The 12,833-nt window shown below is 42.1% G+C and carries 15 protein-coding genes and 1 tRNA gene; 3 read left to right on the top strand and 13 right to left on the bottom strand.

Annotated elements, in window-relative coordinates; all coding sequences use genetic code 11:
* From HOLDEFILI_RS09460 to HOLDEFILI_RS09485, 6 genes are all read right to left on the bottom strand, one after another.
* On the bottom strand, positions 1-445 hold a 445-nt coding region (locus tag HOLDEFILI_RS09460), incomplete at its 3' end, for a CBS domain-containing protein (protein ID WP_006059413.1).
* Between the two features lie 4 nt (positions 446-449).
* The gene (locus tag HOLDEFILI_RS09465; RefSeq protein ID WP_006059414.1) at positions 450-1,154 is read right to left on the bottom strand and encodes an ABC transporter ATP-binding protein; all 705 of its coding nucleotides are present in this window, start codon (positions 1,152-1,154) and stop codon (positions 450-452) included.
* 1 nt (position 1,155) lies between these two features.
* Positions 1,156-1,929 (bottom strand): ABC transporter ATP-binding protein, encoded by a 774-nt coding sequence (locus HOLDEFILI_RS09470; RefSeq protein ID WP_006059415.1) that lies wholly within the window; start codon positions 1,927-1,929, stop codon positions 1,156-1,158.
* Positions 1,926-2,888, bottom strand: coding sequence for a branched-chain amino acid ABC transporter permease (locus HOLDEFILI_RS09475; protein WP_006059416.1), 963 nt, complete (start codon positions 2,886-2,888; stop codon positions 1,926-1,928). The genes HOLDEFILI_RS09470 and HOLDEFILI_RS09475 overlap by 4 nt, the downstream gene beginning before the upstream one ends.
* 4 nt (positions 2,889-2,892) lie before the next feature.
* On the bottom strand, positions 2,893-3,771 hold the full coding sequence (locus HOLDEFILI_RS09480) for a branched-chain amino acid ABC transporter permease (RefSeq protein ID WP_006059417.1): 879 nt from the start codon (positions 3,769-3,771) through the stop codon (positions 2,893-2,895).
* Between the two features lie 79 nt (positions 3,772-3,850).
* Complete coding sequence (locus HOLDEFILI_RS09485) at positions 3,851-5,071, bottom strand: ABC transporter substrate-binding protein (protein ID WP_244264319.1); 1,221 nt, start codon at positions 5,069-5,071, stop codon at positions 3,851-3,853.
* 524 nt (positions 5,072-5,595) lie between these two features.
* On the opposite strand from HOLDEFILI_RS09485, the gene HOLDEFILI_RS09490 reads away from it, so the two are divergent.
* Entirely contained in the window at positions 5,596-6,015 is a 420-nt protein-coding gene (locus HOLDEFILI_RS09490) for a hypothetical protein (protein ID WP_039864608.1), read from the top strand.
* A gap of 255 nt (positions 6,016-6,270) precedes the next feature.
* Positions 6,271-6,354: transfer RNA gene (locus HOLDEFILI_RS09495), tRNA-Leu, on the top strand.
* A 208-nt stretch (positions 6,355-6,562) separates the two neighbouring features.
* Here the strand turns inward: HOLDEFILI_RS09495 and HOLDEFILI_RS09500 are convergent.
* The 5 genes from HOLDEFILI_RS09500 to HOLDEFILI_RS09515 form a co-directional block, all read right to left on the bottom strand.
* Positions 6,563-7,147 (bottom strand): hypothetical protein, encoded by a 585-nt coding sequence (locus HOLDEFILI_RS09500; RefSeq protein WP_039864609.1) that lies wholly within the window; start codon positions 7,145-7,147, stop codon positions 6,563-6,565.
* A 24-nt stretch (positions 7,148-7,171) separates the two neighbouring features.
* Complete coding sequence (locus HOLDEFILI_RS19285) at positions 7,172-7,561, bottom strand: hypothetical protein (protein WP_156788900.1); 390 nt, start codon at positions 7,559-7,561, stop codon at positions 7,172-7,174.
* Between the two features lie 4 nt (positions 7,562-7,565).
* Complete coding sequence (locus tag HOLDEFILI_RS09505) at positions 7,566-8,111, bottom strand: accessory gene regulator B family protein (RefSeq protein WP_167317136.1); 546 nt, start codon at positions 8,109-8,111, stop codon at positions 7,566-7,568.
* Between the two features lie 240 nt (positions 8,112-8,351).
* The gene (locus HOLDEFILI_RS09510) at positions 8,352-9,644 is read right to left on the bottom strand and encodes a GHKL domain-containing protein (protein ID WP_006059426.1); all 1,293 of its coding nucleotides are present in this window, start codon (positions 9,642-9,644) and stop codon (positions 8,352-8,354) included.
* A complete protein-coding gene (locus HOLDEFILI_RS09515; protein WP_039864610.1) occupies positions 9,638-10,360 on the bottom strand; it encodes a LytR/AlgR family response regulator transcription factor in 723 nt (240 codons plus the stop codon). The genes HOLDEFILI_RS09510 and HOLDEFILI_RS09515 overlap by 7 nt, the downstream gene beginning before the upstream one ends.
* A gap of 311 nt (positions 10,361-10,671) precedes the next feature.
* On the opposite strand from HOLDEFILI_RS09515, the gene HOLDEFILI_RS09520 reads away from it, so the two are divergent.
* Entirely contained in the window at positions 10,672-11,280 is a 609-nt protein-coding gene (locus tag HOLDEFILI_RS09520) for a hypothetical protein (protein WP_006059428.1), read from the top strand.
* 32 nt (positions 11,281-11,312) lie between these two features.
* Here HOLDEFILI_RS09520 and HOLDEFILI_RS09525 read toward each other — a convergent pair whose 3' ends face one another.
* On the bottom strand, positions 11,313-12,074 hold the full coding sequence (locus HOLDEFILI_RS09525) for a nitroreductase family protein (RefSeq protein WP_006059429.1): 762 nt from the start codon (positions 12,072-12,074) through the stop codon (positions 11,313-11,315).
* Entirely contained in the window at positions 12,064-12,507 is a 444-nt protein-coding gene (locus tag HOLDEFILI_RS09530; RefSeq protein ID WP_006059430.1) for a MarR family transcriptional regulator, read from the bottom strand. Before HOLDEFILI_RS09530 ends, HOLDEFILI_RS09525 begins: the two co-directional genes overlap by 11 nt.
* Positions 12,508-12,833: the final 326 nt, after the last annotated feature.

Genomic DNA, 12,833 nt, shown 5'->3' on the forward strand with positions numbered 1-12,833 from the left:
CCGAAATTTGAATCACATACCGGCTGCCTTCCTCGTAATAGCCCAACAGATCGATAAAGGCCTCGAAGATATCATTCTGTGTGATGATGCCGACAACCTTGCGGCCTTCGGTCACAACCAGGCAGCCGATATCATGCTGACGCATTAAGACCGCGGCCTCTTCCAATAGCGCGTCGGGGTGAATCGTCACGACGTCTTTGATCATGACGGATTCGACGGTGCTTTTCGCCAAGAGGTAATTCAATTCATAGACCGACAAGCTGGTCGCCTTGCTTGGGGTGTTCTCCGCGATGGTGCCTTCTGTAACCAGACCGACTAATTCCTGGCCGTCAACAACCGGGATGCGGTGAAAATCCCGCTCTGCCATCAGATCCAGAGCCGCGCTGATCGAGGTATCCTTACGAATGCAATAGGGATTGGCTGTCATACGATCTTTCACCAACATAATGTTATCCTCCTAAATAGGCTTTCTTAATGTCTTCGCTGGCGGCTAATTCCGCACCCGTGCCGCTCAGCACGACGCTGCCGGTTTCCAGCACATACGCCCGGTCGGCGATGCCCAGCGCCATCTTGGCGTTTTGTTCGACCAATAAAACCGTTGTTCCCTGAGCGTTGATATCCTGGATGATCGAAAATATTTCCTTGACCAACAGCGGGGAGAGACCCATGCTCGGCTCGTCCAGAAGTAAAAGCTTCGGTTTGGCCATCAGGGCCCGGCCCATCGCCAACATCTGCTGCTCGCCGCCCGACAGTGTGCCGGCCAGCTGTTTTTTGCGTTCCGCCAACCGCGGGAAGCGCTGATAAACGCTTTGCAGGTCAGCTTCAATTCCGGCTTTATCCTTGCGCAGATACGCGCCCATCCAGAGGTTTTCCGCAACGCTCATGTCAGGAAAAATCCGCCGGCCCTCCGGCACCTGTGTAATGCCTGCCTTGACGATATCGCGGGCATTTTTCTTCATTATGGACTGGCCGAGAAATTCAATCTCGCCGCCGCTTTTTTTCAGCAGTCCGCTGATCGCGTGAAGCAGCGTTGTCTTGCCCGCGCCGTTCGCGCCGATTAAGGCTACGATTTCCTTTTCCTTCACTTCCAGGGAAACACCCTTCAAAGCTTGAATTACGCCGTAATGAACGCTTAAATCCGTAATTTTCAGCATCTTAATCCTCCCCCAGATACGCTTCGATAACACGGCGGTTGTTTTTGATCGCTTCCGGCGTCCCGTGAGCGATACACTTGCCGTAATCCAGTACGTAAATCCGTTCGCAGATCTTCATGACCAGCGACATATCATGTTCGATCAGCACGACCGTTAAATTGAATTGTTCTTTGATCTGATGGATCAGCTCTGTCAGTTCCGTGGTTTCCTGCGGATTCATGCCCGCGGCAGGTTCATCGAGGAACAGAATCTTCGGCTTCGCCGCCAGCGCCCGGGCGATCTCCAGCTTACGCTGCTGCCCATACGGAAGATTCTTCGCCAGCGTCGTCTGTTTCTCCGCCAGCCCGACGACCTCCAGCAGCTTCACCGCTTCTTCCAGCACGCGTTGTTCCTCGCGGTAATACGAAGGCAAACGCAGAATCGCTGCCAGCGTAGAATAGCTCACTGATTTGTTCATCGCCAGCTTGACGTTGTCCAGCACGGTCATGTTTTTAAACAGCCGGATATTCTGAAACGTCCGCGCCAGGCCCAGGCCGGTGATCACATACGGCTTTAACCCGCCGATGCTTTTCATCGTCCCGTCGACATTCAGTTCGATTTTCCCTTCGCTGGGATCATAAACCCCGGTCAGCAGGTTGAACAGCGTCGTCTTGCCCGCGCCGTTAGGCCCGATCAGCCCGATCAGCTCGCGTTCCTCAATTTCCAGATTGACATTGGACACCGCGGCCAGACCGCCGAAGTTTTTCGTCAGACCGCTGACTTTTAAGACCGTCATCCGCGCGCCTCCTTTCGTTTCCCAAACCGCTCAAACAGGTTGGAGAACGTGAATTCCTTTGTGCCTAACAGACCGCTTGGGCGGAAGATCATGATACCGACCAGCATTAAGCCGTACAGGATCATCCGGATATCGGAGAACTGCTGCAAAACAGTGTTCAGCACACCGATCACACCGGCCGCGATAAACGAGCCGGTAAAGCTGCCCATGCCGCCGAAGACGACGAGCACAAGAATATCAATCGATTTGTTGAAAGTGAACATCTCCGGTTTGATGACGTAAAACGCCCCGGCATACAGTGCCCCAGCCACACTGGCAATCATTGCGCCCAAGACAAACGCCATGATTTTATACTTCGTCGTATTGATGCCCATCGCTTCCGCTGCGATTTCATCCTCACGCACGGAAATACACGCGCGGCCCTGGGCAGACCGGCAGAAGTTCAGGATGATGATCGTGCAGATCACGACGGCCGCAAAGATGACCTGCCAGTCGATCAATTTCGGCAGGATCAGCCCCGCCGCGCCGTTGGTAATTTTCATATTTAAGATAATGATGCGGATGATTTCACCGAAGCCCAGCGTCGCGATCGCCAGATAATCCCCGCGCAGGCGCAGCGTCGGAATCGCGACGATTAACGCCACCGCCCCGCTGATCACAATGCCGATCAGCATACCGAGCAGAATCCCGCCCAGACTGGCCGAGAACTGCTTGACCGCGACACCGGCGCAGTATGCGCCGATGATCATAAATCCCGCATGACCGAGCGAGAACTGGCCGGTAACGCCGATGATCAGGTTCAGACTGATCGCCAGAATGATATTGATGCCGATCGTCATCAGTACAGTCAGGTAAACGTTATTGATCACTCCGACGCTGATTAACAATGAGATTAAGCCGTAGCTGCCCGCAATCAGAACGAGCCAGCAGGCATTCTTTTTATTCAACAGGTTCTTCATGCGCTTACACCTTTTCCTTTACATTTTTACCAAGCAGTCCGGCCGGTTTGACGACCAGAATGATGATCAGGATGATGTAAACGACGGCATCCTTATATAAAGAACTGCCGTAGCCGCTGACCAGCGTTTCGACGATGCCGATGAAGAAGCCGCCGAACATCGCGCCGGGAATGATGCCGATCCCGCCGAAAACCGCGGCGATGAACGCCTTGACGCCCGGAAGCATGCCCATCAGCGGATTGATGGAATTATAATACAGACCGACCAGCACGCCCGCCGCTCCGGCTAACGCCGAACCGATCGCAAACGTATAGGAAATCGTCATATCGACGTTGACGCCCATCAGCCGCGCCGCGTCCGCATCCACTGAAACTGCGCGCATCGCCCGGCCGACCTTCGTCTTGCGCACGATGAACTGAAGCAGAAGCATCAAGCCGATTGTGATCGCGAAGATCGCGATCTGCTGAGTCGTGATCATCACGCCGCCGATCATGATCTTCTGGTTTGCCAGCACCTGCGGGAAGGTTTTGACACCAGTGCCCATGACCTTCTGCGTGCTCGCCTCGAGAAAATAGCTGACGCCGATCGCCGTGATCAGCGCTGTAATCCGCGTCGCGTTGCGCAGCGGCTTGTACGCGATCCGCTCAATGATCACGCCGATTAAAGCGCAGATCCCCATCGCCGCCGCCAGCGCCGGGAAAAAGCCCATGCCTAACTGCGCCGTGCAGATAAATCCGATATACGCCCCCAGCATATAAATATCCCCATGGGCAAAGTTGATCAATTTAATGATGCCGTACACCATCGTGTACCCCAACGCGATCAGGGCATAGATGCTGCCCAGCGACAGCCCGTTGATCAGCTGCTGCAAAAACTGGGTCATAGTCCTCTCCTCCTCTTCTCAATGGGAAAAAATAGGAGAACTGCTTCCCCTATTTCTATCCGTTGTTGGGCTTTGCCCGTTAATCTAACTTCGGCGTAACCGCGACTGCGTCCGTCTGAACGCCGTCAACCAGATTAACGACCAATACCGGTTTGATCGGCGTGTGCGTCGCGTCAAACGTGAACGCGCCGGTGACGCCGTCAAAGCTGATCTTCGTCAGCGCCGCCTGGACTGCCGGTCCGTCGGAGGATCCTGCTTCTTCAATGGCCTGAATCAAAACATTCGTCGCATCGTAAGCCAGCGCCGAGAACATATTCGGTTCTTCGTTGTATTCCGCTTTATAAGCATCGATAAACGCCTGCAGCTTGTCCGAAGCGCCGACTGTCGTATAGGCCGTCGTGAAATAAACGTCGTTCAGGTTCGCCGCGCCGCCCAGATCGACCAGCGTCGTGGAATCGAAACCGTCAGAACCGGTAATCGTCTGATCCAGTCCCATTTCCCGCGCCTGCTTGATGATCAGGCCCGCTTCATTGTAATACCCTGGAATATACAGAACGTCGAAGTCCATTCCCTTGATCTTGGTCAGGACGGAGGAGAAATCCGTATCCTTGCTGACATAGTTTTCCTTGCCGACGATCGTTCCGCCCAGCTTGGTAAACTGTTTTTCAAAAGCTTCTGACAACCCCTTGGCATAATCGGTTGTGGAATCGCCGTAAATGACAGCTTTGGTCTTGCCCAGCGTATCATAAGCATACTGCGCCATCGCCGCGCCCTGATAGGAATCTTCAAAGCAGACGCGGTAAACATAATCGTAAGCTGCGCTGGACGCATCGTCCGGATTGGTCAGCGTGACGTTGTTCTGCGTCGCGGACGGGGAAAGCACAGGAACCTTCGCGTCGTTTAAAATCTGATAAGAAGCTGCGCTTGCACCGGAGGTCGCCGGGCCGACAACACCCGCTACACCGTCGGAAGCCAGCTGCGCTGCTAAGGTAACCGCTTCTGTGGAATCTGATTTGTTATCATATTTGACATAGCCATATTTTTCACTGCCGGCTGCCGCGTTGGCCTGCTTAATCGCCAGCAACGAGCCGTTCAGCTCCGCCTTGCCATAATCCGCCACGCCTCCGGTCAGCTCGTAGTGCAGACCAATCTTCACAGCCCCCGCTGCATCTGTGCCTGAACCCCCCGCTTCCGGTGTTGCCGTACCGCTGTTTCCGGATCCGGAATTTCCGCATCCAGCCATGGAAACCGCCATCATCAAGGCCGCGGCGCCCATGAATACTTTCTTCATTGTGTTCATCATTTCATCTCCCGTTTCTTTCTAAAACCGCTTGGTAAAAGGTTATAGTGTTTTTATTATAGCGCTGGCGTTTTCTGATTACAACCTATTTTTTCATTTTTACAATCATTTTTCATGAAACAATTTACAGTTTTGTTAAGACTTTGAATTTTTTTCTTTTCTTCTTCCAGCTTTTGCAATATCACTTATAATGAAAGAAACAGAAGGAGTGAGCTTCAATGACACAGGATGTTCAATGGATAAGGAAGGCGTTAATCCAGCGGAAAGAATACGATGCATTACAAAAAGAAATTGAAACTTTGCGGATTGAACTGTTGGCCGCCGACTACGAAGCATAACACGCTTCCAGCTGGTTTACGGCGAAAAAGAAACAAGCTCTGATTGAGAAACGGGATATTCTCCAGGCCCGTCTGTCGCCCTTGGAGAAGAATCTCCAAGGTTTATCCCCCACTTCACTGCGCAGCCTTGCCGATCAATCTCAACTATTGAACAATAAACACTCCTCCGCGACTACCGAGAGGCTGGTGGAAATTCTCAATTTCGCGGCCCGGACCGAGCTTTATTTCATGGCATTAACCGAACTGGACAGTGCGCTGAATGAATGCTTTGTGGAACAGATCAACGTCCAAGATCAAGCCGCCATCATGAATAAAACGATTAATTTGTCGCCCGTGCTGCCGCTTCTGCCTGCTTTTCTCGATCATGATGCGCGTTATCGAAATCAACTGCACGAGTTCAATCAAAAATCATTCCTGTCTCGGCCGCTGCGTCTTCAGCGGGTTGATTTCGCAAGGATATCCGTGATGGATCGGCGGAGCGAGCTGCGTTTTCTCGGCAAGCAGTGCCAGCCTTTAAAAGCAGAACTCCAAACGATCCTGCGAAAGCTGGAAGATCGAGCGATCTGTTTAATTTCCGAACAAGCTGGTCCAAGAAAAGAAAATTAACAAAACTTTACCCTCACAATGCTTGACTCCATCGTTTATCCGGCTTTTATCCATCCTTATATAATAGGTATCTCTCCTGAATTTTTTGCCGCAAAGAATCAGAGGAATACTCCGCTGGCGGATTCCCCTTTTTCTTTCCGGATTTTCAAAGTATGCTCTGTCCTCTCTGCAAAGTCATTTTCCAGCGCTGGTCTCCATAATCTGTTCCGCACATTCTTGTCAAAAATCAGAAGTCTTGTTATAATATCAAGGCATGCGCGTGTGGCGAAATTGGTAGACGCACCAGACTTAGGATCTGGCGGTTCATCCATGGGGGTTCGAGTCCCTTCACGCGCACCAATAAGCACATTATCTCTGCTTGATATTAGCAGGGATTTTTTATATTTTCAATTTCATACCTATCGTACTTTTCTTAAATTTATAAGAGAATCAAATTGTTAAAATAAGACATCTATCGATACAGTAAAAAAAAGTTTAAACTTTGCTATTCAGCAGATAAATTTAAACTTAATTATTATAATGAATCAACTTTGTGATATTTATATTTCTAATAATTATTAGGTAATTCTTTAAATATTTCTAAAGTAAAATTATACAATATTGCCAAGTAAAATCCAAAAACAAACACATTAATATTGATCGTTAATAAATTGTGAAGAATATGAATTAAAACCGCTGCAAATATTCCAAATAAATAAGCTAATTTAGTTTTATGATTTAGATACAGTATCTTGGCAAAAATTATCAAAGTAGCTGAATGTGTAAACCATAGTATTCCTCTTAAAACAACCATTGAGAAATCAGTATAACTTAATCCAAAATTTTCAATGAGTGCGAAAGTCAATCCAAATACAACTACCTGATATTTATCAATCTGTTTTCTACTTAAAAACATAAGTATCACGATTTTGCTGATTTCTTCCACCAAGGTACCTAAAACTAGAATAGTACGGCTTCTATCTATCACGCCAACGAATCCTTGAAATATATTTCCCACAATAATTGTAATAATATATGCAATAATTGCTCCTATTATTGTTTCTATAAATTTTTCGCTTATAACTCTCTTTTTATGCATAATTTTAAAAATGATAAATATACAGGGAATATTCGCAAATATTGCATATATCAAAATATTCAGACCTCCTAGTTTAGATTATTCCGTTGGTACAGCTGCTCGGCAGAAAGGATTATTAGGAAATTCCGGCTTCCAGCATCCTGTATCTTCTGTATAAGTATAAGTATATTTTGTTGCTTTACCCATATTAGACCATACCCAATCTCTGACTGCATCCGCAATCTTAGTAACTCCAGTTAGTGATAATACAAATGTTGTAACTACACCGTCGACTAGAAGCCTAATGTAATAATCAGTATTTGTTCTTGATTCACCTGTTTCATAGGTTGCCTCTTCAATTGATAGATCTATATCAATTACTGCAAAGTCATCGTTTGCTACGTCCTTCATTGAAGCATTGGCTGAAATAGATGTTGTTGATGTTGCAATAATGCATGATGATAATATAATAGCTAAAATTCTATTCATTTTTTTACCTCTCTCTTATGATTTGTTTTTTTGTCATCAGAATATTGACTATAAATGCAGATAGAATTGTACATATTGCCATATTTTTATTGAACTTAAACTCAATTACGCTAGCCAATGAATAAAATACCAGCAACATTACATAATTTTTTTCCTTTGCTAAATTAGCACAAGAATAATTGTATTTATACAGCATTATAGATATATTTGATATTAATAAAAGTAGTATAAAACGCAAGCTAACCTCATATAAAATTAATTCACTCAACAGTAATGTCAATAAAAATAAGCTGCAAGTTGATAAGAAACACTTTAGATATGTTTTAGCATGCCTACCCTCACAAAATTGTCTTAAAGTTATAAACACAACAATATAGGCAATAGTACACCATAAATATCCAAGTATAGTTCCTAAAATAAATATAGTAAGAAAGGTTAAAAGATTTGACAATACAATTTCTATTCCAAATCTAAATTCCTCAATCTGTTCTAATGGAATTAACCCTTTTTTACAAAATCTGTTTGCAATAATTCTTGCTACTTTATTCATTTTTGCTAACTGGTTGCGGTTTATATAGTCCCCAAGCTGACAGTGATTCATTAGTAGTTCCAATTTCCAAAATAAATCTAATAATAATGTCCATACTATTTTCCTCCTCTCAATAATTGATAGGCCTTATCAAGTACACTGTTATTATATCTAAATGATAATTAATTTTATGAAAATTGTCTGAACTGCATGTTTTTTCGTTTGAATTAAAAAAAGTTGCTTGAAGAATATCGTAATTCGTTATTTATTCTTTAATACAATGTTTATACAGAAAGTTTGTTTTTCATATTTATACTCTTTGATTCCATTATATTTATCAACAACTTGCTCTATACTTTTTAATCCTAAGCCATGATTTACTTTATCTTTTTTCATGGTTTTTAAATTATTTATATCTTGTATTTCCGACGTTGAATTTAGAATTGACAATAACAAAGTTTCATGTTCTGATTTTAGTTCAATTTTCACATATCCGTCTTCTCCTCGCTTCATACATTTAAAAGCAGACTCACAAGCATTATCTAAAGCGTTACCAAAGAGAACACAAAAATCTGAACCATCGATGCCAAACGATTCAATTATGTTTATATTTAAGTCAAAAATCAATTCAGGATATTTTATTTTTGCATAATTTAATAAAGCATCTAAAATATAATTGCCTGTGGAAATATAACTAGGAATTTTTTCAATCGAAGATATTTTCTGTCTCACAAAAGAAATCGCTTCGTCTACCTTGTTTTTTTCAAGTAGTAATTCAAGGGCTATATAAGAATTATTTTCATTATGTCTAATTTTTTTTATTTCCTGCATTTGCGAATGAACATTTTCAACTATTTCTTTATTCATTTGATTTGTAATTGCCATTAACTCATAATTATATCTTTTTTGTTCTGTTTTACTTACTTCATTTATAGTATATACTACTAACATGACTGATGAAAAAATAACCAAAAGTAAGAATAATACAACACTTTTTCCTTGATTACTTTTCAATATAAACTTCCTATTTATGAAATCTAATCCTATGACAAGAATAGTTAAATTAATTACTAAAGCTATGATAAATCTCCTATTTGATGTATATAAACTAGGTTTTTTTAAACGATCTAGAAAAGCAATTAGTATTATGATTAAACACTTCGCTGTCATGACAACTAATATTCTATCTAAAGTATTACTCATAATCAATTCAACAGTACTGCCAAACAGAGAAACTGCAATTGATATAGTAGTTAATGAAATAATGCCAATTCCTATGTAATAAATAGTTGTTAATAAGCATAAAGGAACAAATTTAGTTTTATAATATAATAATCCAGCGAACAAAAACTCACAAATAAATAATAATTCTTTAAAAACATTCTCAGTAAAAGCCAATTGATTGACGATTATCGAAACAAGCAAAAGAAAAAAAGTATACCAAATTTTAACTTTTCTTTTACTCTCCGCAAAAATAGAAAAAAAATATAAAAATATTAACACATCTATAAATGAAAAAAAATTTTCAAACAATAAAGCTATACTTATTACCATAATTTTTGCTCTTTAAAATAGTTTAATATGACTTTGTCAAAAACTATTTTTCTTCCTCTGGAGATAGAAACCATCTGATTTGTATTCTTCAAATAAACATCCATATCTCTAATACGTTCTACATTAATAATATTAATTAAGCATGATCTATTAACTAATACAAATATTTCTTTTGGCAAGCTTTTCAAAACGTCCTCGATAGTTTGTGTAAATATTCTAAATTTTTCTTTGTTACACAAATATACATAAATTTTCCTTCTTTCGAGTTGAATACAATTAATTTCATTTACATCAATTCTATATTCACCGTTAATAGTTTTAAATACTATCTTTTCAGATAATATTATTTCATTCACAAACTTATTTAATATAGCATTAACATTTTCGATATTTTTATTTTTTTGAATAAATCCTATACAATTAAAACTAAAAGCTTCAGCCATTCGATCTCCTCTGGAAGTAACGTATACAACTTTTGCTTTATTATTTGCTTCAAATAGATATGCAGCTGTGCAAATTCCATCTAATTCAGGCATATCTATATCCATATAAATAAGATCATAGTCATGTAAATGCTTACTTTTCAAAAATTTTTTCCCAGAATCAAATTTATCAACTTCATATTCAAAAGAAAAATGAAATAATTCTTTTTTAACAAATTCAGTTAAGTTCTCTAAAAAAATGAGTTCATCATCAATTATGGCAATCCTTAACATCTTCATATCCCCCACATTACAATTATTGCGAGAAAACAATTAAAAGTCAATCTCATTAGGATAATGACTATTAACTGCTGAAGCGAAAAAGTAAATTCCACAAAAGACGAGGAGTTCTTACTCGAAATTGGGTAAAGAAAAAAAATAAGGCAGGATAAAGCTACAACAATAGTTTTCAGTATAACCTTCCTTTTAACAAAGAAGATTGTTATCTAAGGTGTCTTTACCACATCACTAACGATTCCTTCACAATATATAATTTAACAGACCGGGGTTACCTTTATGTTTTAGAAAATGGTGTTCTAACTAAAATGCTTAATGAAGTATCCAATGTCGATTATCCCATGGCAGCCTATTTTGAAATAGAAGATTCCTCTTATCGCTTATATAATCATGATGCATCTTGTGATTTATATGAAAATAACATTTTAATCGATTCTTCCATAAGCGACTTACAAGTTGTGGATACCAACATTTATTACTTAAAAAATATGAATGAATATGGCGGTTATCTGGTAGAAAATTATTTGATGAAATACGATGTTCAAAGTAAAGAAATAACTAAAATAACGAATATGCCGGTGATCTCTTTCTTGGCAACGGAGACAGGAATTTATTATTCTCTGGATCCAACTTGTTTTAAAGAAAAGCCAACGAGTGTGGAAAATGCTGATGAACTCAGAATGAAAGAAAACCAAGGTGTTTATTATTTAAGTAATCAAGGAAAAGAAACGAAAATTTCAAATGATCTTTATTCAGGTTTTCAAGTATGCCAATATGGTTTAATGGCTGTAACGCCAAGAGAAGATAGGATTGAGCTGCATTTAATTGATGATCCGTTAATTATTTTAGACACAATCTCCGCGTCTTCACAAAATGTCTGGAATCAATACAGATGGAAATACAATGAAAATTTCTAAAAAGCTTATTAAATTAAAATTTGAGTATGAAATCAATTAGGCTCATAAACCAGTCTTGAATTCCGCAGGCATTCGCATAGCTCCCGATACGTCGGCTCGTCATACCATTCGATAAACCACTCGTTAAAATACCAGTCCAGCGCATGCTTATATTGATCGCTGATGTATTCCGGATAAACCTGATCCATTTCTTCGATCATCGCCTGAACCTCCGCTTCAGATGCCGGCTGATACTTTTCATAATGGATCACATGCTTCATCGGCAGGCGTCCGCGCGTTTGTTTCGGATCTTGATCCGAATACCCCAGTACGACTTGAATCACCGGGAAGCAATATGCCTCCGGCAGATTCAGAAGCTTCATGATTTCCTTCGGATGATGCCGGTGCGAGAAGTTAGTCATCAACGAGTCGATGCCCAGTGCTTTCGCCGCGACTACCGCAGTCTGTGCCGCCGCGAAGACGTCGCCCAGCATGATGAAAAAGTTATACAGCCGATGCAGCGGTTGATATTGATCATAACCCAAAGCCTTCGCACAGCGCAGAATCCGGGTCTGGTCGATCGCATAGACAAGACACGTCGCCGCCTTGCCCTGAGATTCCCCGCCTGTGATCGTATTGAGAACTTCCGGATCGGTGACGACGATAACGGAATAATCGGTCAGATTATCGCTGTTGGCCGCTTTCAAACTGTGCTGTACGATTGTTTCCACATCCTCGCGGGATACCGGTTTCTCATTAAAATTCCAATGCACGGACCGCAGTGATTCCAGCGTTTTCAACGTTTCATTTTCCATGACGTTCTGCCTCCTCATAATTTTTTAGAATTCTTCTCAACTTGTTTTCAAATTGGAGGATCTCCGATTCCGTAAATCCTGCGTAAAAGATCGCGTTGTTTTCCTCTGACACCTCGTCGTAAGCCGCCTGCAGCGACCTCGCTTTGTCCGTCAGCCGGATCCGGATCTGACGGCGGTTGTGCTGGTCAGGAACACGGACAACCAGTCCCTGTTCTTCCATCCGATCCAACATTCCCGTCAGCGTTGTATTCGCCAGCGAAGTCAGCCGGACAATCTCGGTTATCGACAAATCCTCCTGTTCCCACAGCACGTACAAAATCCGTCCCTGCGGTCCGTTGAAAGCATCGATCCCCTTCGTCTTCAGAATCTTTTCAAACGATCGGCTCGCTCTCTGCCGAATCTGAGATAAGAGAAATCCTCCTACTGTTTTCATTGCAGCTCTCCTTATTACTATTAAGTATATTCCTATATCGTAATATTTTCAATTGAACAAACTTCCTTGATTTTGTTCTGAAGCGCTACTTCCTTTATCCCTTCAAAGAAAATAAAATGAATTGGATCTCAACCGCAATCTTCCCCCTTCCTTACCGATGCGGTTTGTTTTTTACCGTTTCCTGTGCTAGTATTGATTTTATAAACGAACAAGTTATCCTAAGGATTTTATCATTTAGCCTTTTCTTACCGATCACGAAGGAAGGTCTGCGCAATGCGAACAGTCAGTCTGCTGTATGAAGACGAAACCTCTCTGCAAGAACTCAT

Source organism: Holdemania filiformis DSM 12042 (genome assembly GCF_000157995.1).
GTDB classification, from domain to species: Bacteria; Bacillota_I; Bacilli_A; order Erysipelotrichales; family Erysipelotrichaceae; genus Holdemania; species Holdemania filiformis.